Source organism: Acidovorax sp. 69, from assembly GCF_002797445.1.
Classification (GTDB): Bacteria; Pseudomonadota; Gammaproteobacteria; order Burkholderiales; family Burkholderiaceae_C; genus Acidovorax.
Genome location: NZ_PGEP01000001.1, coordinates 4262900 through 4286351, shown reverse-complemented (window position 1 = coordinate 4286351; position 23452 = coordinate 4262900). Strand labels below are relative to the sequence as shown.

Sequence of the window (23452 nt, the reverse complement as noted above, 5' to 3'; positions counted from 1 at the left end):
CTCTTCACCGCTGCTGGTCAGCCTGCTGTGCCGAGAAGGTTTCGGGCCACCGCTTCGCCCACCTTGATGCCATCCACCCCGGCCGACAGGATGCCGCCCGCATAGCTGGCGCCTTCGCCGGCCGGGTACAAGCCGGCGGTGTTCAGGCTCTGCAGCGTTTCGTCGCGCCCGATCTTGAGCGGTGACGAGGTGCGTGTCTCCACGCCCGTCAGCACTGCGTCGTGCATGTCAAAACCTTTGATCTTGCGGCCGAACACGGGCAGCGCCTCGCGCAGCGCCTCGATGGCGTAGCCGGGCAGGGCCGCGTGCAGGTCACCCAGGGCCACACCGGGCTTGTACGAGGGCTCCACCCCGCCCAGTTCGGTGGACGGCTTGCCCACAATGAAGTCGCCCACCAGCTGGCCCGGCGCGCTGTAGTCACGCCCGCCCAGCACATAGGCATTGGATTCCAGCTGGCGCTGGAGCACCAGGCCTGCAAGGGGGTGAAAGCTGTTGGCAGCCTGTGCTTCGACACCATAGGTGCTGCCCAGGTGGGTTTCAAACGCCGTGGCATCGGTGGGGTAGTCGCGGGGGTCAATGCCCACCACCATGCCCGCATTGGCGTTGCGCTCGTTGCGCGAGTATTGGCTCATGCCGTTGGTCACCACGCGGCCCGGTTCGCTGGTGGCGGCCACCACGGTGCCGCCGGGGCACATGCAAAAGCTGTACACCGCACGGCCGTTGGCGGCGTGGTGCACCAGCTTGTAGTCGGCCGCGCCCAGCAGCGGGTGGCCCGCGTGGCGGCCCCAGCGGGCGCGGTCAATCACGCCCTGCGGGTGTTCGATGCGAAAGCCGATGGAAAACGGCTTGGCCTCCATGGCCACACCGCGCTGGTAGAGCATGGCGAAGGTGTCGCGCGAGCTGTGGCCCAGCGCCATCACCACGTGGTCGGCGCGCAGATCAGTGGTTTCGCCGGTGGCCTGGTTCAGCACCTTCAGGCCGCGCAGATGGCGGCTTTCTCCTGTGTCTTCGACGATCACGTCCGTCACACGCTGCTCAAAGCGGATCTCGCCACCCAGCGCAATGATCTGCTCGCGCAGGTTCTCCACCACCTTCACCAGCTTGAACGTGCCGATGTGCGGGTGCGCGACGTACAAAATTTCTTCGGGCGCGCCCGCCTTGACGAACTCGTTCATCACGTTGCGGCCCAGGTGGCGGGGGTCCTTGATCTGGCTGTAGAGCTTGCCGTCGCTGAAGGTGCCTGCGCCGCCTTCGCCAAACTGCACATTGCTCTCGGCATGCAGCTCGCGCTTGCGCCACAGGCCCCAGGTGTCCTTGGTGCGCTCGCGCACGGGTTTGCCGCGCTCCAGCACGATGGGCTTGAAGCCCATCTGCGCCAGCACCAGTGCCGCAAAAATGCCGCAGGGGCCAAAGCCCACCACCACGGGGCGCAGGGGCAGGTCGGCCGGGGCCTGGCCCACGGGGTGCCAGGCCATGTCGGGCGTGGGTTGGATGTGGGGGTTGCTGGCGAACTGTTCCAGCAGGGCGGCTTCACATTCAGGCTGCGCGAGCGTGATGTCCACGATGTACACCGCCAGCAGGTCGGCCTTGCGCGCATCAAAGCTGCGCTTGAAGACTTGCAGGTGGGCGATATCGGTGTCTGCCAGGCCCAGGAGGGTGGTGGCAGCGGCGCGCAGGGGCGCCTCGGGGGCTTCGGCCACAGTGAAGGGCAGCCGGATTTCGGAAAGGCGGATCATTTTTGCAGGCCCGTGGTTATCGGGCGGTGGGCAATGGGTGAGGCCGGATTTTACCGGCTCCACCCTTATCGGCACACAGCTACCGGGATCCGCGAAGGTGCGAGCACCTTCGGTCCTTCCCCGGGTTCAATGCCCGCCCGCGCCCGGCTCGATGGTGCGTGTGGGTTTGGGCGCGATCCAGATGATGGCGGCCGCGATGAAGAACATCACGGCGATGCCGGTCATGACCTGGTTGGTGGACAACATGCCGCTTTGCGACGTGATCATGAAGTCCACCACCTGCGTGGCTGTGTCGGGTGGCGCACCCGACTGGGTCAGCATGTGGTGCACGCTGCCGTCGCGGTCGGCCAGGCCGACCAGCTCCGCATGGTTGCGTGTGGTCTGGTTGGCCCAGACGGTGGTCACCACCGAGGTGGCAAACGCGCCGGACAAAGTGCGCAGAAAGTTCATCAGCCCGGCGGCCGAATCCATCTCGCGCTCTTCCACGCTCCCCAGGGCGATGCCGGTGGTGGGGATGAAGAAGAACGGCAGCGCAAAGCCCATCACCGCCAGCGGGATGGCGATGTCCCAGAACGCCATGTCGCTGTTGGCGAAGGTGCGCCACAGGGTGACCAATGCCATCCACATGACGCCCACAAACACCAGCGCACGCGGGTCCCGTTTGCTGGATGCCACCAAGGGCGCCACCAACAATGCAGTTACCCCGGTCCACGCGGTCGCCAGGCCGGCGTCGGTGGCGGTGTAGGCCATGAAGCTTTGCAGCCACAGGGGGGTCAGCACACTCACACCGAAGAAGGCCGCATAGGCCACGCTGACCGTCAGCACCGCCGCATTGAAGCCGCGGTGGCGGAACACCCGCAAATCGACCACCGGGTGTTTCTCGTGCAGTTCCCAGATCAGGAAGGCCACAAAACCCACCACGGCGATACAGGTCAGCGCCACGATCTGACTGGACGCGAACCAGTCCAGGTTCTTGCCTTCATCGAGCACCAGTTGTAAGGCCACCACCCAGACCAGCAGCAGCATCAACCCGACCTTGTCGAAGGGGTTGCGTACCGGTGCATCCTGGTAGTGCTTGAGCACCTTCCAGGTCAGCAGGCCAAAGCCGATGGCAATGGGGGCGTTGATCAAGAACACCCAGTTCCAGGTGAAATCGTCCACCAGCCAGCCGCCCAGGATGGGGCCGACCACGGGTGCGATCAGCGTTGTCATGGACCAGATGCCGATGGCCGCGCCCGCCTTGTCCTTGGGAAAGATGCGCAGCATCAGCGTTTGCGACAGCGGCATCAGCGGGCCACCGCTCAGGCCCTGGAACACGCGCATCACCACCAGCATGCCAATCGAGGTGGACAGGCCGCACAAGATGGAGAAGATGCCGAACAGCACCATGGACACGACGAACACGCGCACCGCGCCAAAGCGCGCAGCAAACCAGCCGGTCAAAGGCACCGTGATGGCCTCGCCCACTGCAAAGGACGTGATGACCCAGGTGCCCTGGCTCGCGGCTGCGCCCAGGGCGCCCGCGATGTTGGGCACTGCCACGTTGGCGATGGTCATGTTGAGCACCGCAATGAAGTTGGCCGAGGCCAGCATCAGCGCGGCCAGCACCAGCATGGGGCCGCTGAGCGGCGCAATGCCGCCATCGCGGCCCAGGGGCACTCCTGGCGCGCCGGGCGCCGTTGTCGCTTGACTCATGGTGGAACCCCCGCTTATTGCGCTGCGGTGCGTTGGGTGTCAGCGGAGGCAGCGGCGGCGGCCTGTTGACCGCCCGTGCGGGTATCGATCTCGGCGCTCATCGACAGGCCGATCTTGAGCGGATGGGCCTGCAGCTCGGCCGCGTCGAGCTTGACGCGCACCGGCAGGCGCTGCACCACCTTGATCCAGTTGCCGGTGGCGTTCTGTGCCGGAATGGCTGCAAACGCTGCGCCGGAGCCTCCCGAGAATCCTTCGACCACGCCTTGGTAGGTCACCGCCTTGCCGTAGATGTCGGCGTGGAGTTTCACCGCTTGGCCGATGCGCACCTTTTCCAGCTGCACTTCCTTGAAGTTGGCTTCCACGTAGATGTCGTTCACCGGCACCACCACCATCAGGGGCGCGCCGGGCTGCACGCGCTGGCCCAGCTGCACCATGCGTTTGGCCACCACACCGTCGAGTGGTGCGCGCACCACGGTGCGCGCCAGGTTCACCTCGGCCTGGTCCAGCCGGGCGCGGGCTGCGGCCACTTCGGGGTTGGTCTCCACGGTGCTGTTGCTGATGAGGGCCGCATTGGCTTCTTTGGCGGCCACGGCCGAACGCTGGTTGGCCGTCACCTGTGCCGCGCTGGCCTTGGCGGCGGCCAGTTGTGCGGTGGCGGCGTCAAAGCCATTCTTGGCCCGCGTCAGTTCGTCGCCCGAGACTGAACCCGAGGCGACCAGCGCCTGGCGGCGTTGGAGATCGACCTTGGCGCGTTCGAAGTCCGCCTGCGCCGCAGCCAACTGGGCGGTGGCGCGCTGGGCGTCGGCCGCGCGTGCGCTGATTTGAGCGGACAGGCTGTTGTCGTTGGCCATCAGGCTTTTCACGCGGCGCTCGGCCCGGTCCAGCTCTGCCTTGGCCTGCGCCACGGCCAGCTGGGCGTCGGTCGGGTCGATGACCAGCAGCACATCGCCTTGTTTGACCGCCTGGGTGTCACTCGCGTTCACTTCCAGCACGGTGCCGCCTACGGCGGGTGTGATCTGCGCCACTTCGGCAGCGGCGTAGGTGTTGTCGGTCGAGACGTAGTGCGACGCGTGCAGCTTCCAGTACGCGGTGGACCCGGCGGCGGCCAGCACCACCACGCCCCCCAGGGCGGCGAGGCGGATGTTGCGGTTTTTTTTGTTCAGGGCGTCGGCGCTGGCAGAGGTGTTGTTTTCAGACATGGAGATTCCTGGATCGAAAGAAGGGGGTGGGCAGCGGGGTGCTTACTTTTTGGCGATGACGTCGGGCTGTTGGTAGCCCCCGCCCAGCGCCCGCTGCAGGCCGATGTCCAGCGTGAACGACGCCGAGTGCAGGTTGGTCTGGGCGCTCAGCGCGCCCAGCAGTGCGTCTTCGGCGGTCAGCACCTCGAGGTAGGTGGCCAATCCGCCTTCGTAGCGGTTGTTGGCGACGCGGTGCGCTTGGCTCGCGGCGTCCACGGCTTGTTGCACCTTCAGGAGGCGCTCGCCCAACGCCTTCTGGCTGATGGCGTTGTCGGCCACGTCCTGCAGCGCACGGGCCACGGTGGTGTTGTACGCGGCCACGGCTTCGCCATAGGCCGCATGGGCGCCCCGCAGCGCTCCTTGCAGGCGCCCGCCGCTGAAGATGGGCAGCGAAATCGCCGGGCCAATGCCCGCAATGCCGGAGCCGCCCTTGGTCAGTATGTCCAGCCCCAGCGATTGCACACCCACCAGTGCCGACAGGTTGACGTTGGGATAGAACTCGGCCTTTTGCTGGTCGATGCGGCGCGACTGTGCCTCGGCGCGCCACCGTGCGGCGACCACGTCGGGCCGGCGACCGAGCAGGTCGGCCGAGAGTTCGGCGGGCAGGCCAAAGGCGCGGTCGAGCTTCAGGCTGGGGCGCGTGATCGTCAGGCCCCGGTCCGGCCCCGCGCCCAGCAGGGCAGCGAGGCGGTTGCGTTGCAGCGCGATCTGCTCGTCCAGCGCCAGCAACTCACCTTCGGCCATGGCCAGGCGGGCCTGTGCGTTGTGCAGGCCGCCCCGGTTTTCCAGGCCGTTGTCCAGCCGCTCTGAGAACAGGCCCGCTGTCTTGGCGCGAATGGCGACCGCCTTGTCGGCGGTGTCGCGGTTGGCGTACAGGCGGCTCAGTTCCGCATAGTGGGCGGCCACGCCCGAGGCGAGCCAAAGGCGTGCCTGGGCCAGCTCGGCCTGGCTGGCGTGCACATCGGACGTGGCCGCCGCCAGTGCCGAGCGGTTCTTGCCCCAGAAGTCTAGCTCCCACTGCAGGTTCAGCGTCGCGCGGCCGTAGTCGTTCATGCCCGAGGGCGTCATCGCGCGGGGCGTGAGGTGGTTGTAGCTCAGCTTGTCCTCGCTGATGGAGGCGTTGGCGCTGAGCTGGGGGCGGTTGGCCGCGCCAGCGATTTGCACCACGGCATCGGCGCGTTGCAGGCGCGCGGCTGCTGCGGCCAGATCGGGTGCGTCGGCCAGCGCTTCGGCGATCAGGGCATCCAGCTGGGTGTCGCCGTAGGCCGTCCACCACTGTTGCGCGGGCCATTGCGCCAGCGGAGCCGTCAGCGACCGGGCGCTCTGGAATGCGTCGGCCGACTTCGGCTGTGGGGAGGCGCCCAGGTCGGGCAATTGGGCGCACCCGGCCAAAAACAAAACTGCCCCGAGGAGGGGCAGGTGGCGGGGCGTGCGCAGCCTGCGCAAGGCGGGCGACGGTGGCGTGCTGGGTTGACGCATCAAGACTCCATTTAACTGAACTGATCGGTTTAGTTTACCTTTGCGATTGTCGAAAATCAAGCTAAACTGAACCGGCTGGTTCAAAAATAAAGGAGTTGACGTGCGGGCAAAAACCGAGATAAGACGCCAAGCCATCCTGGATGCCGCCGCAGAGGTTTTTCAGGAAACGGGGTTTGAGCGGGCCACCATGGCCGCCATCTGCGAGCGCCTGGGATATTCCAAGGCCACGCTGTACAACTACTTTGCGTCCAAAGAAGAGTTGTTCTCGGCCGTGGTGTTTGAGGCCACCGAGGCCGAGTTCCAGTCCACGCTGGAGGCGCTGGACGCCTCGTTCACCGACATCACCCTGGCCCTGGAAAAGTTTGGCCGCGGCTTGCTCACCTTGCTGTACTCGCCCCAGGTCCAGGCCATGCGCCGATTGATCGTGTCGGAGGCCAGCCGCTCGGAACTGGGCCAAAAGTGCTACGAACTCGGACCCGTGCGCAATGAAGCGGCGACCGCGGTGTTTTTGCAGCAGGCCATGGATGCCGGGCATTTGCGCCAGGCCGATGCCCACATTGCGGCACTGCACCTGCGCGGTCTGCTGGAGGCCGAATGGCTCGACCGGTTTCTGTTTCAGACCTTGGGGCCGGTGGCCGATGCGCAAATCAATGACACGGTGCAGCGTGCGGTGGCCGCGTTCCTGGCCGCGTATGGGCCGATGCCCCAGTGATGGCCCGGGCTTGCGGGTTCTGATGTGCAAAAATGATAGCTGCTTGCGCTTGATGGACGGGCGATTACGGCACTTTTTGCTTATATTTTAGGCAAAGCCTCTGTCGGAGGCCCCGCCCGGTTGCGCCAGCGCAGCTCTGCGCTGCCCAAGGCCACCATGGCCAGCACCAGCGGCCCGAAGTAATACAGCGCCCGGTAGGCCAGGAGCGCGGCCAGCACTTCTTCTTGCCCCAGCGCCTCGGTGGCCAGCAGCGCCACGCCCACGGCCTCCAGCACGCCGAGGCCAGCAGGCACGCGCAGCACCAGCCCGGCCACGGCACCCAGCAGCACGGTGGCCAGGGCGGCGGGGTAACTGACCTGGGCTTGCAACACCATCCACAGCGCGGCACCCATCAGCATCCAGTTGGACGCGGACACCGCCACCTGCCACAGCGCCACCGGCCAGCGGGGCAGCGGAAATTCGTGGCCACGCAGTGTGAGCGCACGGCCCTTGCGCAGTGCGCACAGCCCGGTGTACGCCAGTGCGAGACTGCCCACAACAGTGCCGCCCAGGCGCCATTGCCATGTGTTGACCGCCCATCCCGCCACGGTGGGCGGTTGCCAAAGCCAGGCCAGCACGCCCGCCAGCAGCAGGTAACCGACCCAATTCGTCAAGATGCTGGTACCCACCACCTGGCCGATAGTGCCGGGGTCCACACCGCGCCGCGCATACAGGCGGTAGCGCACACCCACCCCGCCGATCAGCGAACCCAGGTTCAGGGTGAACGGGTAACTCGTCATGGCAATACCCAGCGTGGTGGCGCGCGGTAACCGGTGGCCGCTGCAATAGCGGCCTACCCAGTCGAAGGTGCCATAGGTGAAATGGCTCAGCAACGCCAGCCCGCCCGCCATTGCCAGCGCCATGGTGGGCAGGTCGCGCACGGCCTGCAGCACGGCGGGCCAGTCCACCGTGCGCGCCTGCCGAAAAATAAGGCCTGCCACCACCACAAAAAATGCGGCTGCGACCCCCCGGGTTGCCCACGGCCACCAGGCCTGCTGCGGCCAGTTGCGCCAGCCGCGAGCGGTATGGCCGCGCGCCGCTGGTGCCTTGGCGTCGGCGAGGGTGTCGGTGTCCGCGAGCAGCGTGGGGTGGGCCATGGGAGGTCGTCCAGGGGCTGTCAGGTGGCCGGGCTGCTGGAGGGCTCGGCGGAGGCCGCGACGGCGGCGCCCGGTTTGGCCAGTGTGATCGTGGGCTCGTGCTTGGGCAGCCAGCCGGCCCAGGCGGGAAACCACCGCATCAGGTGAAACACCGCGTAGCTGCGCACCACGCGCAGCCCGTCCCAACGGCTGGGCGAAGCCGCTTCGATCTGTTTGCAGCTATGGTCCATCAGGTGCGACAAGCGGCGGTGCAGCTGGGCGTTGAACGCGCGGTCCTGGATGATCACGTTGGCCTCCAGGTTCAGCGACAGGCTCAGCGGGTCGAGGTTGCTGGAGCCCACGGTAGACCAGTTGTCGTCCACCAGCGCCACCTTGCCATGCAGCGGGCGGTCGCAGTATTCATACACCCGCACCCCTGCGCGTTGCAGGTGGTCGTACAGCAGGCTGGCCGCTGTCTTCACGATGGGCATGTCGGGCTGGCCCTGCAAAATCAGCCGCACATCCACCCCGCGTTTGGCGGCGCGCCGCATCTCGCGGATAAATCGGTAGCCGGGGAAGAAATACGCGTTGGCAATCACTACCCGGCTGCGCGCAGCCCGCAACGCCACGCGGTAGTGGCGTTCGATGTCGCTGGTGTGGTGCTGGTTGTCGCGCGTGACAAACATGGCATGGGCGGTGCCTGCATGCGGGCGCCCCGTGTCAGCGGCGGCCCGATGCCGCTTGTGCTCGGCGCGGTCCAGCACTGCCGCGCGCGTGAAATGGTGCATCTGCGCCACGATGGGCCCGCGCACCTGCACCGCGTAGTCCTGCTTGGCCTCGGGCCCAAAGTCGGCCACGTGGTCGGCCGAGTAATTGATGCCGCCAATAAAGCCCAGCTCGCCGTCCACCACCACAATTTTTCGGTGCATGCGGCGCAGCACGTTCAGCCGCTGTCCCATGAAGGTGCGGCCCGGGTCAAACACCCGAAACTGAACGCCGGCCTCCACCAGACTGCCTACATATTGGTCCGACAGATCGGGCGAGCCGAAGCCGTCCACCAGCACATGCACCTCGACACCGCGCTGTGCGGCCTGCAGCAAAGCGCTGTGCAGTTCTTGGCCGATCTTGTCGTCAAACAGGATGAACGTTTCCAGCATCACCTCCCGCCGGGCCTGGGCAATGGCGTTGAACACGCGCGGGAAAAATTCCTCGCCGTTTTCGAGCAGATCGAAGTGGTTGCCAGGCACCCACCGCGACGAACGGGGCGCGCGAAACGGGCGCTTCATAACAAGATCTCCGCAGCCAGGGGGGCATGGTCCGACAACTTGTCCCACGGCTTCTTGGGCAGCGTCAGCGGCGAATGAACAGAGGCATTGCGCACGTAGATGCGGTCCAGCGCCAGCAGTGGCATCGACGCCGGGAACGTGCGCACCGCACGCCCAAAGGCCTGCACAAACACCTCGTGCAGCCCCACCTCACGGCGCAGCACCTCGTGGGCGCGGTGGCGCCAGTCGTTGAAGTCACCCGCCAGCACCACGGGCTCGTTGGCGGGAAAGGTGCGCACCAGGTCGCACACGCGCTGGAGCTGTTGCTGCCGATGTGACTCTTGTAACCCCAGGTGCACACAGATGGCATGCACCGGCAAATGGTGCCCTGGCGGCTGCAACACGCAGTGCAGCATGCCGCGCCGCTCTGGACCGCTGATCGAGATGTCGTGGTTCTCGTAGCGCGTGATGGGGAACTTGGACAGCAGCGCATTGCCGTGGTCGCCGTTGTCATACACCGCATTGCGGCCGTAGGCATATTGCGACCAGATGGTGTCTGCCAGAAACTCGTAGTGCGGCACCTGCGGAAAATTGGCCAGGCGGCTGGCGTGCCGGTGGTGCGTGCCCTGTACCTCTTGCAAAAACACCAGGTCGGCCGCTACGTTGCGCACGGCGTCACGCAGTTCATGCAGCATGAAACGCCGGTTGAATGTGGTGAAGCCCTTGTGCACGTTCACGGTGAGCACCTTGAACGCAATGGGCTGGGGGTCGGTAGCGGTGGTGGTGGCCATGGGCAGTCAAACAATCGTTGTTGTGGCCCTTCGCACTCGCGCCACCATAGGCGGGGCGAAGAGTGAGACGATTGTTTCCGCCGCACGGCGCTGCCGCTGTAGGACGGCTGGCCGTTGGTTTGTGCAGCAGAGGACGAAAAAAATGGGGCCACCAGGGCCCCATTCACACAAGACGATGTGCCGCGCTTGCTGCGGTGCGTCTTCAGGCCGGGAGGAATCCCTCCACCGACAGATAACGCTCGCCGGTGTCGTAGTTGAAGCCCAGCACCTTGGCGCCTGCGGGCAGCTCCGGCAGTTTTTGCGCAATGGCGGCCAGTGTGGCGCCCGACGAAATGCCCACCAGCATGCCCTCTTCGCGTGCACAGCGGCGGGCGTATTCACGGGCCGGTTCGGCATCGACCTGGATCACGCCGTCGAGCAGGCTGGTGTCCAGGTTCTTGGGGATAAACCCGGCACCAATGCCCTGGATGGGGTGGGGCGATGGTGCGCCGCCCGAGATCACGGGCGACGCCGAAGGCTCCACCGCAAACACCTTGAGATGGGGAAATTGGGCCTTGAGCACCCGCGCTACGCCCGTGATGTGGCCGCCCGTGCCCACGCCGGTGATCAGCGCATCAAGGCCTTCAGGGAAGTCCGCCAGGATTTCCTGCGCCGTGGTGCGCACGTGCACGTCAATATTGGCCGGGTTCTCAAACTGCTGCGGAACCCAGGAGCCCGGCGTTTGCGCCTGCAACTCTTGCGCGCGGGCAATCGCGCCCTTCATGCCCTTTTCGCGCGGGGTCAGGTCGAACTGCGCACCATAGGCCAGCATCAGGCGGCGGCGTTCGATGCTCATGCTGTCTGGCATTACCAAAATCAGCTTGTAGCCCTTGACGGCCGCCACCAATGCCAGGCCAATGCCGGTGTTGCCGCTGGTGGGCTCGATGATGGTGCCGCCGGGCTGCAGTGCACCGGATTTTTCCGCGTCTTCCACCATGGCCAGGGCAATGCGGTCCTTGATGGAGCCACCGGGGTTGCTGCGCTCGGACTTCACCCACACGTTGGCGGCCGGGCCAAACAGGCGGTTGATGCGCACGTGGGGCGTGTTGCCGATGGTCTGCAGAATGTTGTCAACTTTCATGGCGTCTCCTGTGAAGGGCAAAGAGGGGATGACGCGCATTCTGAACCAGTTGTTCTGCGGCCTTGGCTATATGGATATCCGGACGCAGCACATGGGGCTGGCCGATGCGGATGCCCACTCACGGATTGGGTGGGTTTCGATCCGATGGGGTGCTGGCCCCTCAGCACTGGGCGATAATCCTGCCTGTGAAGCGCGCCAGACCGCCGCTGGTGCAATCTGGGAAACCAGGCACTGGAGGAACGTCCGGACTGCACAGGACAGCGTAGCAGCTAACGGCTGCCCACCGTGAGGTGAGGATCAGAGCAACAGAGACGAGTCAGGTCGTTTTCAGCCACCAAGGGTGTTCTATGGGGTGCCAGCGCAAGCTGGCAACGGCTGGCGCAAGCCAGACGCTCAGGCGCAAGCCTGAAGCCCCATAGCCACCCAAGGCGCGGAACGCGACTTGGGTGAAACGGGCAATCTCTACGCGCAGCAATACCAAGTAGGCCAACGTTGATGTGGTTCCGCAGAGTTGGCGGGTAGGTAGCACCGAGCCGTGGTGGCAACACCCGGCCCAGATTAATGGCGGTCACACTGCGGGCAACCGTGGTGCACAGAATCCGGCTTATCGGCGCGCTTCACACTTTATTTTTTCCGGCCCGCATGTGAAGCGGGCTTCGGGCACACCGGCCCTGCTGCGCGGTGTGTTCAGCCCTTTGTGCAGTGGGGCGCATGCCCCCGTTCCAGCTCTGTCGCCCGCTCCACGGTGTCTGGGTGGCTGCTCAACAACGACCAGACAGGGTGCGATTCGACCTCCTGGGCTGTCTTGCGTTGGCGCGTGGCGTCAGGCGCGCTGGCCCCGGGTTGGGGTGTGGGTGCGCCGGCAGCGGTGCCTTGGGCCGGGTCCTTTTTCTGGGTGTTGCTGTCCTCGTCTGCGTCGCGTGCAATCGCCAGCAGCAGCTGGCCCATGGGCGCCGTGGGCAGGGCTGCCTGGGCCATGGCAGCGATGGCGAAGCAGTCGGCCTCGCGCTCGTGGCTGCGGCTGTAGGCCAGGCCGGTCAGCAATGAAGCGCCGGTGGAGACGATGCCCGACACGTCGCCCAGCGCCAGTCCCAGCCCCATGTGGAGTACACCCTGCTGCACCACCATGCGCGTGGTGTGGCGCTGCACCACATGGCCGATCTCATGCGCCAGCACGCCCACCAGGGCATCGTCGGGCAGGCCCTTGTCGGCGGCGGCTTTCACGATGCCGTCGGTCATCACAATCTTGCCACCGGGCAGCGCGAAGGCATTGGCGCCCATGCCGGAGCGGAACTCCAGTGTCAGTGGCGGGCGATAGCCGGGGTAGCGGTGATGTGTGGCGGGCGTTTGCTGAGCGATCGCATCAAATCGGGCCTTCAGCTGAGCCTGCCGTTCCTTGGGCAGCTTGCTGGGTTTCAAGGTGCCATCGTCCATCTGCTTGAGTACGTTCTCGGCTACGCTGGTCTCCCAGCCGAGGGGGACAAAACGCGTGAGCTGGGTGGCGGCCCAGGGCGTGCCGTAGCGGTAGAACAGGGTGATGCCCAGGATGGCAGCGGCCGTCACGCCCAGCAGCACGGGCCAGCGGGTCTGCATGCGCTGCGCGATGCCCGGGCGCTCGCCAGCAGCCGCCAGCGCGGCACGCCAGGCGGCCACGGCGTCGATCTCCACACTGCCGTGGTCGCGCAAGTCAACGACCACGAGGGGCTGAGGCTTGCGCCTGTTCCAGGCTTCGGGCCAGCCGACTTCCGTCCAGGCAAAAACCACGGGCTCGGCCCCCGGCTGCGAGAGTGGGTGCAGCACCAGCGATGGCCCCCGCGGCGTGGCTTGCAGGCCCACCATCACGGGCCGGGCCTGGCTGCTTCGGCCGTCGAACCAGCGTCCGGAGATCAGGGCCGGATGTAGAGGCGCGGGCACGCTCACCCGATGAGATCCAGGCCAGCCGCATCGGCCAGCGCATCGCCCAGCCCTCCCTGCTGCTGGCGTGCCATGGCGCCCGCCACCTGGTTCACGCCGCCTTTGACGTGCAGGGTGACGGATTCAAGCTTCATGCGGTATTCGCTGACCCGTGCAAACGGCCGGTAGAGGCCCAGCGTGAGCAAGGTGAGCAGCATGTTCTTGATGCGCAGTCCCACATAGCGGCCGCTCTTCAATTGGCATTTGAAGCGCGCCACGTGGCTCACGCCGATGTTGCTCCACAGGAGCTGGAACATGCGCGCCTCGCGGTAGGCGCGGGCGGGTGCTGACGCCAGGATCAGCAAAAAGATGCCCGCCACGATGGACACGATGATCACCACAAACATCCACAGCCCCAGGCGGTTGCTCTGGCTGGCCACCAACGCGATGGAGCTGCCTGCGAGCACGCCGATCAGCACCGCGATGCCCACCACGCAAAGGATGAACACTGCCACCGTGGCCAGCCAGACCTTGACAAAGTCCATGTACACCGGTTTCCAGCGGCCGCGCTCGGCGCCCACCTGGGCCTTGAGCACCAGCAGGCTCTTGTAGTTGTATTCGAGGCGGATAAAACACAGCACCGACAGCACCAGGCCCAGTAGCAGCAGGCCCCCCATGGCGGGTGTGAACGAGGGCATGGACGGCTTGCGGACTTCGTCCTCAGCGGCCTGGAGTGCATCGGCCAACTCCGGTGACAGCATCTGCATGCCAAAGAACACGCCAAACCACACCAGCGCCAGCGCAAACACGGGCCAACTGGCAACGTAGACCTCTTTCCAGCTGGCGGTGAACTGCAGTCGCAGGCCGCGCCAGCGCGTGGCCCCCAGGCGAAACCGCATGGCGCTGCCCCAGATGAAGGGGGCCAGCAGTGCACCCCCCAGCAGGAACAAGCCCACGGCCGTGTCTTGCCCGGTGTTGGCGGCGAGGTTGTAGGCAATGGTGAGCAGCATCAGCAGCACAAAGCCCATCACCATCTTGCGCTGCTGCGCGGTGAATTCGAGGGGACTGCCGGCCACCAGGGTGTGGCTGTAGAAATACTGGGCCGTGCGGCGCCGGGCCCAGGGGGTGTAGATGCCCAGCGTGACGATGCTGAGCAGCACGTTGACGATCCAGACCCGGAAATACTCACCCCCGCTGCCCGTGAATTCGAGCGGGTGGGCGTCGATGTTCATCGGCATGAACGTCGACATCGGCCCCGCCGCGCCGTCTGATGGAACTTGGCTCATGAACTCCCTCCTGTTTGTCGCGCAGTGTAGCAGCGGCTCAGGGCGGAATGTATCAATCCAGATTGGCTTCTAGCGCTTGACTATCAAGCGCTTGCAGCTATGTTTTTGGTAGCTATTTGGCGGGGCGATCGCTTTGCCAATCCCGTCATTGGCCACTGGCTCGGCCCCACCAGCACCTCCGTGGGGGCGAAGGCACGAAGCAACACGGGGGTTAAAACTTCTCCCACGGCTGCAGATAGCGCCACTGACCCTCCGGCACCTTGGACAGCGGTACGCGGCCGATGCGAATGCGCTTGAGGGCTACCACCGTGAGGCCCACGGCGTCGCACATGGCCGGAATCTGGCCGGGGCGAATTCCCTTGAGCGCAAAGCGCAGCTTGGTTTCGCTCTGCCAGCTCACCTTGATGGGCGGCAGCGCGCGGCCGTTGAACGAGAGGCCATGGCACAGACGCTGCAGGCCATTGGGTGCAATATCGCCTTGGACCTCCACGATGCACTCCTGCTCCAGCGACTCGATGTCCTCGGCCAGCTTGCGCGCGATGCGTTTGTCCTGGGTGTAGACCACGAGCCCGCTGGCTTCGGTGGGCAAGGGGGTGAAGCACTCGAGCTGCTTGAAGTGGCGCTGCAGCACGCGGATGCCCGAGGCGTCTTCGGCCAGATGGGAGGCGATCTCCAGCAGCGACGTGGCCGGGGTGGCGCCCTGGCTGCGGCTGGCCTGGCTGCGGTGTGGCGCGCTACCGCCGGGGGCCGGCTGGCCCAGGCCTGCTTCAAAACCCGCTGGTTTGTGCAACAGCAGGGTGACGGGTGTCAGCTCCAAAAGGCTTGCGTCCTGCGCCACCGTCACGGTCTGGTCGGGGCGCACGCGCGCGCCGGGGGCCTCCACCACCTGGCCGTCCACGCTCACAAAACCGCCTTCGACGAATTGCTCGGCCGTGCTGCGCGAGCAGTTCAGTTGTTCGGCCACACGTTTGGCCAGGCGGATGTGGGTGGGGTCGGGGTTTTTTTCGGTCATTGAATGAATGGGGTCTGGGTGTTCTTGATGTTCAGTTGTTGCCGGGTTGTTGCGAACGGATGCGTTCCACATGCGCCAGCAGCGAGCGCTGCGCCACGGGCCACATGCGCGGCGGCACATCGTCGTACGCGTGGCGCACCCAGTCTTCCATGCTGCCCTGTGGCAGTGCCTGCAGGGCCGCCAGCACCTTGGCTTCGCGCGCCAGCCGGTGGGCCTTGAGGCGCGCAATGGCGCCGCGTGCATCGCCGAGCACATACCCATGCGCGGGCAGGATGAATTCCACGCCGTGTTCGGCGCACACCGCGTGCAGCCGGTCCAGCGAATCGAGGTAGTCGGCCATATTGCCGTCCGGCGGGTCGATCACCGTGGTGCTGCCGTTCAGGATGTGGTCGCCGCTGAACAGCAGTGCGTCTTCCACCAGCCGCAGGCACAGGTGGTTGGCCGCATGGCCAGGGGTGTGGATCACTTGCAGGGTATGGGTGATTTTGCCGTCTTGCGCTTGTCCTTCAAGCGTGAGTAGCTCATTATTTTGTAGTGGCCGATCCGGCGTGAATTCGCTGGCGGCGCGCGCGGTGGGCGCCGATGGCAGGCCGAGGATGGGCGGCTTGAGTTTGCCCGCCTGCACGCACATCGCCTGAAGCGGTGCAGCGCCTGGTGAGTGGTCGGCATGCGAATGGGTGCAGACAATCATGCGGATATCGCCACCCGCAGCGCGCCAGAGTTTGTCCAGGTGGTCGGTATCGGCCGGGCCGGGGTCGATGGCGATGTAGCCCGTGGCCGGGTCGCCCACCAGATAGCTGTTGGTGCCCGGGCCGGTCATCACGCCCGGGTTGGGGGCCGTGAGTCGTTGCACGTTGCGCAGCAGCGGCACCGGGCGCTCGGTCTGCCAGTCCAGCGGGTGCACGATCTGGCCGTCGGGGCACACCAGCGCCAGCTCGCCAAACGGCATTTCGTCTTCCATGTAGCGGGCCTCTTTGCCCGCCAGCGTGCCCGCGCGCGGGCAGCTCACCCACAGCGGTTGTTCGTGCGCCACGGCGTCCAGCACGGCCTGGGTGTTGGCAAACTTTGCCAGGCGCTGCAGCGTGCGGATGGTGGGAAAGATCATGAAGAACTGCCCCGCCTCGTGCCGCGCCAGCGCATCGGCCGGGCGCACCCACACCGGCTCGAACTGCTCGGCCTCATCGGCCACGGGCTCCTGGCCTTCGGGCATGCGGGCCACCAGAAAGGGCACCTCAAAACGGCGCGCCAGGTCGCGGTCGGCCGTCCAGTGGGCTAGCAAAAAGACAGCATCGGCCGCCAGCCGCAGGCCCCGGGCCTGGCATTGCGCCACAAAGGGCTGTTGGCGGTCGATGGCTGCGATGTCCGTGGCGTCGGCCATGCGGCCATCGGCGTGACGGGCCAGCAGCACGCCCAGCTCCTCAAAGCTTTCACGGATGGCGGCGATGGCCTGGGTCAGGTGAAGATCGCTTTGTGCGGGGCGGCGGTCGGCGGCGGCGTGGGTGGCGGGCACGGCGTCCTGCGCATCGATGCCGCCGCCGGGGAACACATAGGCGCCAGGCGCAAAGCTGGCCTTGTCCGAGCGCCGGGTCATGAGGACTTCGAGACCTTCCGGGCCGGGCGCATCGCGCAGCAGCAGCACAGTGGCAGCCGGGCGGGTGGCAACAGGTTCGCGGTGGGGATGCAGTTGTTGGGTGGTGCGGGGCATCGGCCCATTATCGAGGTGGCGCGCTCCGGGTGCCAGCCCGCCGCCTTTGGGGGCTCGGTCCCGGCCCCGCACCAGTGGCGAGCAAGGGCGCTTCAGTGCCCCACGGGCACCGGCCCGCTGCTGCGCACAGGGATGCCGCTGCGCCGGTCCAGAACACCGCTGTAGTGCGTGAGTGCCAACGACACCAGCACCACCAGCGCTCCAATCCACGGCGTGTGCCGCAGACCCAGGTGCGTCACGATCAGGCCACCCGCCCAGGCCGCACCCGCGATGCCCAGGTTGAAGGCCGCGATGTTCAGGCCCGAGGCGACATCCACTGCCTGCGGGGTGACGCGTTCGGCCTGCTTGACCACATACACCTGCAGTCCCGGCACATTGCCAAACGCCACGGCACCCCACAGCAGCACGGTGCCCAGGGCCAGCCACGGGTAGGGTGCGGTGAACTGCAGTACCAACAGCACGGCGGCCAGCAGCGCAAAGATGATGCGCAGCGCAGGAATGGGCCCCAAGCGGTCGGCCAGGTGGCCGCCCCAGAGGTTGCCTATGGCCACGGACACGCCATACACCAGCATCACCCAGCCCACGGCACCCACGCTGAAACCTGAGATGTCGGTCAGGATGGGCGCCAGAAAGGTGAACGGAATGAACGTGCCGCCGTAGCCGATGGCTGTCTTGGCATACACCAGCAGCAGGCGCGGCTCGGCCAGCACCTTGGCCTGCTGCAGCAGCGAGGCGGGCGGGGTGTGGGCCATGTTGCTGGGAACAAAGACGGCGCTGCCGATGAAGGCGACCACGCCCAGGGCCGAGACGGCCAGAAAGGTCTCGCGCCAACCGAAGTGCTGGCCGATGAAGGTGCCCAGCGGCACGCCCGTGACCAGCGCCACGGTGAGCCCGGTGAACATGATGGCGATGGCGCTGGCCGCCTTCTCGCGCGGCACCAGGCCGGTGGCGATGGTCGAGCCGATGGAAAAGAACACCCCATGCGCCAGGCCGGTGAGGATGCGCGCGGCCACCAGCGATTCGTAGCTCGGTGCCTGCCAGGCCAGCAGGTTGCCAGCGGTGAACAGCGCCATCAGCGACAGCAGCAGCGCCTTGCGCGGCAGCTTGCCGGTGAGTGCGGTGAGCACCGGGGCGCCAATGGCGACCCCCAGGGCATACAGGCTGACCAGCAGGCCTGCCGAGGGGATGCTGATGGCGAGGTCGGCCGCCACGGTGGGAAGCAGGCCAACGATCACGAATTCGGTCGTGCCGATGGCAAAAGCGCTGAGCGTCAGCGCGAGCAAGGCAATGGGCATGGAAACACTCCTCTGTGGACGGGAGGAAGTGTCGGGTCTTCAGCTTTGCAGAAAAATAGGGTTTAAATCCATAAATTGTTGATTTGAAATCAACAATCAGCGAGGATGTCCGCCATGAAGACCACCCTGGAAGAGCTGCAGGCCTTTGTCGCCGTGGTCGATGGCGGTTCCATCACCGCAGCGGCGGACCAGTTGGGCCAGACGGTGTCGGGCATCAGCCGGGCCTTGGGCCGGTTGGAGAAGAAGCTGGAGACCACGCTGCTGCGCCGCACCACGCGGCGCACCGAGTTGACAGAGGAGGGCCAGGCCTTCTTGCACCGCACGCGCGCCATCCTCGCGTCCATCGATGACGCCGAGGAGCACATGGCCGCACGCCGCCAGCAGCCCGCTGGCCGCCTGCGCGTGAATGCCGCCACCCCCTTCATGCTGCACGCCGTGGTGCCGCTGGTGCCTGCGTTTCGCCAGGCCTACCCGCAGATCACGCTGGAGCTGGACACGGACGAGCTCAACATCGACCTGCTGGCGCGGCGCACCGACGTGGCCATCCGCATCGGCCCCTTGCGGGACTCCACCCTGCATGCGCGCCCGCTGTGCACCAGCCGCCTGCGCGTGCTGGCCAGCCCGGCGTATCTGGAGGCGCAGGGCAAGCCCCGGTCGGTGGCGGACCTGTCGCGGCACACGCTGCTGGGCTTCACGCAGCCCGAGTCGCTCAACCGTTGGCCGCTGCGCGGAGCGCATGGCGACGAATGGCCCGTGGTGCCGGGCATCACGGCATCCAGTGGCGAAACCCTGCGCCAGTTGGCGTTGCAGGGCGTGGGCATCGTGTGCCTGTCGGATTTCATGACCGCCGCCGACCGCGCGTGCGGCGACCTGGTGCCGGTGCTGGCCAAGGACACGGTGGATGTGCGCCAGCCCGTCAGTGCGGTGTACTACCGCAACACGCAGCTGGTGGCACGTATTGCGTGTTTTCTGGATTTTTTGCAGGAGCACATGGGCTGAGCCTGCAGCCGCGCCTCAGCGCTGCGCACGCAACTGCTGCAGGCGCAGCAGCACGGCGTCAATGACGGCGTTGGCGCCTTCCACATCGCAGCTCCACAGCATTTCCAGCAGCTCGATCAGCGCGATGGCGTTGTTCTCCTGCATCGCTGCCTGGGCGGCTGCATGCAGGTTATGGGTGTCCAGATCATCCAGAACATTGACGGTCAATCCCATGGGGCACTCCCTGTTATTTTGAGGAGGCCCATGGTAGGTGTGGGACAGGTGGCCCCTTGGCTTGCGAACCTGATCGACATCAAAGGCGGGCGAGAAATTGTCCCAGGTCAAGCCCGTGCCGGGATCAGCAGCCCCTTGGCCACGGCAGGACGGGCCACAAACCCATCGAGCACACGTTGGACCTCCTTGAATTGCGCAAACTCCACCAGGTCCCCCGCACCATAGAAGCCGATCAGGTTGCGCACCCACGGCAGGATGGCGATGTCGGCAATGGTGTACTGATCGCCCATCACCCATTGGCGGCCTGCCAGGCGCTGGTTGAGCACCGCCAGCAGGCGCTTGGATTCGGCCACGTAGCGGTCGCGCGGGCGCTTGTCTTCAAAGTCCTTGCCGGCAAACTTGTGAAAGAACCCGAGCTGGCCAAACATGGGGCCCACGCCGCCCATCTGCCACATCACCCACTGGATGGTTTCGTAGCGCGCGGCGGCGTCCTGGGGCACCAGCTGGCCGGTTTTGTCGGCCAGGTACAGCAGGATGGCGCCGGACTCGAACAGCGCCAGCGGCTGGCCACCCGGCCCGTTCGGGTCGAGGATGGCGGGGATCTTGTTGTTGGGGTTGAGCGACAGGAACTCGGGCGTTGTCTGGTCGTTGGTGTCGAAGCTCACCAGATGGGGTTCGTAGGGCAGGCCCATTTCTTCGAGCGCAATCGACACCTTCACACCATTGGGCGTGGGCAGCGAATACAGCTGGAGGCGGTCAGGGTGCTGGGCGGGCCATTTGTGGGTGATGGCGAAGGGGGAAAGATCGGGCATGGAGGAGTCCTGGCGGGAGGCGACCACAGCGGTGCCAAAAGAGTGCAAGCCTAATGCGATGGCGAAACCGGCGCTGTCCGAGGTGATTGGCAGCGCAACGACGATAATCCGCCGATGCAGATTCGCTTCACCAAAATGCAAGGCGCGGGCAACGATTTCGTGGTGCTCGACGAAACCCAGGGCCGTCTGGGGCTGTCTGCGGCCCAGTACCGTTTTTTGGCCGACCGCCATTTCGGTGTGGGTGCCGACCAGATCCTCACCGTGCGGACCCCCACTGCCGAGGCTGCCGCCGACGGCATCGACTTTGAATATGTCATCCACAACGCCGATGGTGGCGAGGTGGAGCAATGTGGCAACGGCGCCCGCTGCTTTGCGCGTTTTGTGCACGACAAGCAGTTGTCGGGCAAAGACGCGATCCGCGTGCAAACCAAAAGCGGCGTGATCGCGCCCCGCCTCACGCCCGATGGCCGCGTTACCGTGGACATGGGGCGCCCGCAGTTCGATCCCGCCTTGGTGCCGTTCGATGCTGCCGGCCTGACGCCTGTCGCCCAAGGATCAGGGCAAAAATGGCCCCTGGCGTTGGATGGTAAAGCGCTAGATGCTACTGTTTTGGTAGCGGTTGTCTCCATGGGCAACCCCCATGCCGTGCAGCTGGTGGACAACGTGGACACGGCCCCCGTGCAAGAGGCCGGCCCGCTGGTCGAACGCCACGCGCGTTTTCCGCAGCGGGTGAATGCGGGTTTTCTGCAGATCGTGGACCGGGGCCATGTGCGGCTGCGTGTGTTTGAGCGCGGCGTGGGTGAAACCCTGGCCTGTGGCACGGGCGCCTGCGCGGCGGTGGCAGCGGGCATCCGCTTGGGGCTGCTCGGCCCCGAGGTGCATGTGGACACGCGCGGCGGCCGCCTCACCATTGCCTGGAGCGGTGCAGACACCGATTCCGTTTACATGACCGGCCCCGCCACCACGGTGTTCGAAGGCCAGATCGATATTCCTGACACCCTCGTATGACCTCCCATATCCCACCGATCACCGAAGACGACATCGCCCAGTTCCTGAGCAACACCCCCGGCTTTTTTGAGCGCCATGCCGAAGTGCTGGCCAGCGTGCAGATCACCAGCCCCCATGGCGCGCGCGCTGTGAGCCTGCAAGAGCGCCAGGCCGAAATGCTGCGCGAGAAGATCAAGGGCCTGGAGCACCGCATCATGGAGATGGTGCGCAACAGCACCGAAAACGCCGCCATTGCCCACAAGGTGCACCAGTGGACCGGCGCGCTGCTGCAGGTGAAAGACCCGTTCGATCTGCCGCAAGCCGTGGTGGAGGGAGTGCGTACCCTGTTTGACGTGCCCCAGGCCGCCGTGCGCGTGTGGGATGTGGCGGGCCCCTATATCGATGCCGACTTCACCCAGGGCGCGAGCGACGATGCGCGTGCCTTTGCTTCGTCGCTGACCATGCCGTTCTGTGGCCCCAATCTGGGCTTTGAGCCTGCAGGCTGGCTGGTGCATGGGGCGGGCGAGCCGGCCCAGTCGCTGGCCCTGCTGCCACTGCGCGCGGGCGCCATCGACAGCGCCACGCCCGCCTTTGGCCTGTTGGTGCTGGGTTCGCACGACCCGCAGCGTTTCGATGCCACGATGGGCACCGAATTTCTGTCACGCATGGCGGAGCTGGCCAGTGCGGCCCTGCTGCGCTTGAAGTAGCCCGCGGTCCGGCAGAAGCCTGGTGATGTTTCAGCCACGGTAACCATGTCTGAAACGCCCACCGTTCTTGACCCGCACGTTCTGCGGTACCTGGAGCATGTGCGCGTTGAAAAGCGGCTGGCGGCGCGCACGCTCACGCTCTACACCCTGGACCTCGAAAAGCTCGCGCAGTTTGCGACAGGGGTGAACCTGCCCTTGCTGCAACTGCAGACCGCGCACATCCGCCGGTTTGTGGCGCAGATGCACAGCGGCGGACGCAGCGGGCGCGGTATTGCGCTCATCCTCTCGGGCTGGCGCGGGTTTTTCATCTGGGCCGGGCGGCAGGGGCTGATCCCGCACAACCCTGTGCAGGATGTGCGGGCCCCCAAGGCGCCCAAGCCATTGCCCAAGGCGCTGGGTGTGGACGACGCCGTGCGCCTGGCCGAGTTCGACAACACCGGGGCCGACCCCTGGCTGGAGGCGCGGGACGCGGCCATGGTCGAACTGCTTTACGGGTGTGGCCTGCGGGTGGGCGAACTGGCTGGCCTCGATGCCATCCCTAACGCCGACACTCAGCGCCTGGGGCGCGGATGGGTGGATTTGCAAGCGGGCGAAGCCCATGTGTTTGGCAAAGGCAGCAAGCGCCGCAGCGTGCCTGTGGGCCGTGCGGCCACCGCTGCGTTGCAGGCCTGGCTGCAGCTCCGGGCTTCACCATTTGGCGGCGAGGGTTCTGCGCGGCTCGACGCGGCACTGTTTGTGGGCCAGCGTGGCAAGCGACTCACCGCGCAGTCGATCTGGCTGCGCCTGCGCCAGCGCAGTCAGCAGGCGGGGCTCACGACCCCTGTGCACCCGCACATGCTGCGCCATTCATTTGCCAGCCACCTGTTGCAAAGCAGTGGCGACTTGCGCGCAGTGCAGGAACTGCTGGGCCATGCCAACATCACCACCACGCAGGTCTATACGCGGCTCGATTTTCAGCACCTGGCCAAGGTGTATGACGCAGCCCACCCGCGTGCGCGCAAGAAGCCGTAAACCGTAAACGCGCGGGATTGGGCACACGCTCAGGCGGCTGCCATGCGGTAGTTGCAGCCCAGCAGAGGGCGGTGCGTTGCGTGGTGCGGTTGTGCCGCGTGCTGCGCGTAAACCTGCGGCAAATTGAAGGTGGCCACGGGCCGACCAGTTCACTGGCCTGCTGGTTCAGGCTGGCGGCTGCGGCGGCCATTTCTTCGACCAGGGCTGCGTTTATGTCGGCAATCTTGCCACTGCTGTGGTTGATGTCCCTCATGGTGCGCACGACGTCCGCCGCCTCTGTGATCTGCTTGAGCGGCACCACCCGGTCTTGATGGACCGTGTTGAGGCCGACGTTGGCGCGTTACATGCCCATCAGGCCGACGGTACCGATCACGGTGGTCA

The 23452-nt window shown here is 65.9% G+C and carries 20 protein-coding genes and 1 other RNA gene; 6 read left to right on the top strand and 15 right to left on the bottom strand.

Features of this window, described 5'->3' with window-relative positions:
• Positions 1-17: 17 nt before the first annotated feature.
• From CLU85_RS19660 to CLU85_RS19645, 4 genes are all read right to left on the bottom strand, one after another.
• Positions 18-1736 (bottom strand): NAD(P)/FAD-dependent oxidoreductase, encoded by a 1719-nt coding sequence (locus CLU85_RS19660; protein ID WP_100411749.1) that lies wholly within the window; start codon positions 1734-1736, stop codon positions 18-20.
• A gap of 126 nt (positions 1737-1862) precedes the next feature.
• The gene (locus CLU85_RS19655) at positions 1863-3431 is read right to left on the bottom strand and encodes a DHA2 family efflux MFS transporter permease subunit (protein ID WP_369858278.1); all 1569 of its coding nucleotides are present in this window, start codon (positions 3429-3431) and stop codon (positions 1863-1865) included.
• A gap of 14 nt (positions 3432-3445) precedes the next feature.
• Positions 3446-4630, bottom strand: coding sequence for an HlyD family secretion protein (locus tag CLU85_RS19650; protein ID WP_100411748.1), 1185 nt, complete (start codon positions 4628-4630; stop codon positions 3446-3448).
• A 42-nt stretch (positions 4631-4672) separates the two neighbouring features.
• Positions 4673-6148, bottom strand: coding sequence for an efflux transporter outer membrane subunit (locus tag CLU85_RS19645; protein ID WP_100411747.1), 1476 nt, complete (start codon positions 6146-6148; stop codon positions 4673-4675).
• Between the two features lie 100 nt (positions 6149-6248).
• On the opposite strand from CLU85_RS19645, the gene CLU85_RS19640 reads away from it, so the two are divergent.
• Entirely contained in the window at positions 6249-6860 is a 612-nt protein-coding gene (locus tag CLU85_RS19640; RefSeq protein ID WP_100411746.1) for a TetR/AcrR family transcriptional regulator, read from the top strand.
• 80 nt (positions 6861-6940) lie between these two features.
• Here the strand turns inward: CLU85_RS19640 and CLU85_RS19635 are convergent, their stop codons facing one another.
• From CLU85_RS19635 to cysK, 4 genes are all read right to left on the bottom strand, one after another.
• Entirely contained in the window at positions 6941-7996 is a 1056-nt protein-coding gene (locus CLU85_RS19635; protein WP_100411745.1) for a lysylphosphatidylglycerol synthase domain-containing protein, read from the bottom strand.
• 20 nt (positions 7997-8016) lie between these two features.
• Positions 8017-9261, bottom strand: coding sequence for a cardiolipin synthase ClsB (clsB, locus tag CLU85_RS19630; protein ID WP_100411744.1), 1245 nt, complete (start codon positions 9259-9261; stop codon positions 8017-8019).
• Positions 9258-10031 carry an endonuclease/exonuclease/phosphatase family protein gene (locus tag CLU85_RS19625; RefSeq protein ID WP_100411743.1) on the bottom strand — a complete coding sequence of 258 codons (774 nt, stop codon included), beginning with the start codon at positions 10029-10031 and terminating at the stop codon, positions 9258-9260. The genes clsB and CLU85_RS19625 overlap by 4 nt, the downstream gene beginning before the upstream one ends.
• Before the next feature lie 202 nt (positions 10032-10233).
• Entirely contained in the window at positions 10234-11151 is a 918-nt protein-coding gene (cysK, locus tag CLU85_RS19620) for a cysteine synthase A (protein ID WP_100411742.1), read from the bottom strand.
• A 187-nt stretch (positions 11152-11338) separates the two neighbouring features.
• Here cysK and rnpB point away from each other — a divergent pair.
• Positions 11339-11774: RNase P RNA component class A (gene rnpB / locus CLU85_RS19615), an RNA gene on the top strand.
• A gap of 64 nt (positions 11775-11838) precedes the next feature.
• On the opposite strand, the gene CLU85_RS19610 is transcribed toward rnpB, so the two are convergent.
• The 5 genes from CLU85_RS19610 to CLU85_RS19590 form a co-directional block, all read right to left on the bottom strand.
• Positions 11839-13065 carry a M48 family metallopeptidase gene (locus tag CLU85_RS19610; RefSeq protein WP_369858277.1) on the bottom strand — a complete coding sequence of 409 codons (1227 nt, stop codon included), beginning with the start codon at positions 13063-13065 and terminating at the stop codon, positions 11839-11841.
• Positions 13066-13067: 2 nt separating this feature from the next.
• Positions 13068-14330, bottom strand: a complete 1263-nt coding sequence (locus tag CLU85_RS19605; protein ID WP_100411740.1) for a YjgN family protein — start codon at positions 14328-14330, stop codon at positions 13068-13070.
• A gap of 211 nt (positions 14331-14541) precedes the next feature.
• Positions 14542-15342, bottom strand: coding sequence for an rRNA pseudouridine synthase (locus CLU85_RS19600; RefSeq protein WP_100411739.1), 801 nt, complete (start codon positions 15340-15342; stop codon positions 14542-14544).
• A gap of 31 nt (positions 15343-15373) precedes the next feature.
• The gene (locus CLU85_RS19595) at positions 15374-17047 is read right to left on the bottom strand and encodes an MBL fold metallo-hydrolase (RefSeq protein WP_100411738.1); all 1674 of its coding nucleotides are present in this window, start codon (positions 17045-17047) and stop codon (positions 15374-15376) included.
• 92 nt (positions 17048-17139) lie between these two features.
• On the bottom strand, positions 17140-18342 hold the full coding sequence (locus CLU85_RS19590) for an MFS transporter (protein ID WP_100411737.1): 1203 nt from the start codon (positions 18340-18342) through the stop codon (positions 17140-17142).
• 114 nt (positions 18343-18456) lie between these two features.
• Here CLU85_RS19590 and CLU85_RS19585 point away from each other — a divergent pair, with 114 nt between their 5' ends.
• Positions 18457-19341, top strand: a complete 885-nt coding sequence (locus CLU85_RS19585) for a LysR family transcriptional regulator (protein WP_100412655.1) — start codon at positions 18457-18459, stop codon at positions 19339-19341.
• A 15-nt stretch (positions 19342-19356) separates the two neighbouring features.
• Here the strand turns inward: CLU85_RS19585 and CLU85_RS19580 are convergent, their stop codons facing one another.
• Together CLU85_RS19580 and CLU85_RS19575 are read right to left on the bottom strand one after the other, a co-directional pair.
• Positions 19357-19554: a hypothetical protein gene (locus CLU85_RS19580; RefSeq protein ID WP_100411736.1), complete on the bottom strand. Its 198-nt coding sequence runs from the start codon at positions 19552-19554 to the stop codon at positions 19357-19359.
• 107 nt (positions 19555-19661) lie between these two features.
• A complete protein-coding gene (locus tag CLU85_RS19575) occupies positions 19662-20366 on the bottom strand; it encodes a glutathione S-transferase N-terminal domain-containing protein (protein ID WP_100411735.1) in 705 nt (234 codons plus the stop codon).
• A 114-nt stretch (positions 20367-20480) separates the two neighbouring features.
• On the opposite strand from CLU85_RS19575, the gene dapF reads away from it, so the two are divergent.
• Genes dapF through CLU85_RS19560 form a run of 3 tightly spaced genes read left to right on the top strand, consistent with a single transcriptional unit; the run spans position 20481 to position 23071 of the window.
• Entirely contained in the window at positions 20481-21374 is an 894-nt protein-coding gene (gene dapF / locus CLU85_RS19570; protein ID WP_100411734.1) for a diaminopimelate epimerase, read from the top strand.
• Complete coding sequence (locus tag CLU85_RS19565) at positions 21371-22060, top strand: DUF484 family protein (protein WP_100411733.1); 690 nt, start codon at positions 21371-21373, stop codon at positions 22058-22060. Before dapF ends, CLU85_RS19565 begins: the two co-directional genes overlap by 4 nt.
• Positions 22061-22105: 45 nt before the next feature.
• Entirely contained in the window at positions 22106-23071 is a 966-nt protein-coding gene (locus CLU85_RS19560; protein WP_100411732.1) for a tyrosine recombinase XerC, read from the top strand.
• Positions 23072-23452 lie beyond the last annotated feature (381 nt).

Coding starts and splice junctions, on each gene's coding strand:
- CLU85_RS19660 (WP_100411749.1), bottom strand. CDS start 1,736: ATGATCCGCCTTTCCGAAATCCGGCTGCCCTTCACTGTGGCCGAAGCC.
- CLU85_RS19655 (WP_369858278.1), bottom strand. CDS start 3,431: ATGAGTCAAGCGACAACGGCGCCCGGCGCGCCAGGAGTGCCCCTGGGC.
- CLU85_RS19650 (WP_100411748.1), bottom strand. CDS start 4,630: ATGTCTGAAAACAACACCTCTGCCAGCGCCGACGCCCTGAACAAAAAA.
- CLU85_RS19645 (WP_100411747.1), bottom strand. CDS start 6,148: ATGCGTCAACCCAGCACGCCACCGTCGCCCGCCTTGCGCAGGCTGCGC.
- CLU85_RS19635 (WP_100411745.1), bottom strand. CDS start 7,996: ATGGCCCACCCCACGCTGCTCGCGGACACCGACACCCTCGCCGACGCC.
- clsB (WP_100411744.1), bottom strand. CDS start 9,261: ATGAAGCGCCCGTTTCGCGCGCCCCGTTCGTCGCGGTGGGTGCCTGGC.
- CLU85_RS19625 (WP_100411743.1), bottom strand. CDS start 10,031: ATGGCCACCACCACCGCTACCGACCCCCAGCCCATTGCGTTCAAGGTG.
- cysK (WP_100411742.1), bottom strand. CDS start 11,151: ATGAAAGTTGACAACATTCTGCAGACCATCGGCAACACGCCCCACGTG.
- CLU85_RS19605 (WP_100411740.1), bottom strand. CDS start 14,330: ATGAGCCAAGTTCCATCAGACGGCGCGGCGGGGCCGATGTCGACGTTC.
- CLU85_RS19600 (WP_100411739.1), bottom strand. CDS start 15,342: ATGACCGAAAAAAACCCCGACCCCACCCACATCCGCCTGGCCAAACGT.
- CLU85_RS19595 (WP_100411738.1), bottom strand. CDS start 17,047: ATGCCCCGCACCACCCAACAACTGCATCCCCACCGCGAACCTGTTGCC.
- CLU85_RS19590 (WP_100411737.1), bottom strand. CDS start 18,342: ATGCCCATTGCCTTGCTCGCGCTGACGCTCAGCGCTTTTGCCATCGGC.
- CLU85_RS19585 (WP_100412655.1), top strand. CDS start 18,457: ATGAAGACCACCCTGGAAGAGCTGCAGGCCTTTGTCGCCGTGGTCGAT.
- CLU85_RS19580 (WP_100411736.1), bottom strand. CDS start 19,554: ATGGGATTGACCGTCAATGTTCTGGATGATCTGGACACCCATAACCTG.
- CLU85_RS19575 (WP_100411735.1), bottom strand. CDS start 20,366: ATGCCCGATCTTTCCCCCTTCGCCATCACCCACAAATGGCCCGCCCAG.
- dapF (WP_100411734.1), top strand. CDS start 20,481: ATGCAGATTCGCTTCACCAAAATGCAAGGCGCGGGCAACGATTTCGTG.
- CLU85_RS19565 (WP_100411733.1), top strand. CDS start 21,371: ATGACCTCCCATATCCCACCGATCACCGAAGACGACATCGCCCAGTTC.
- CLU85_RS19560 (WP_100411732.1), top strand. CDS start 22,106: ATGTCTGAAACGCCCACCGTTCTTGACCCGCACGTTCTGCGGTACCTG.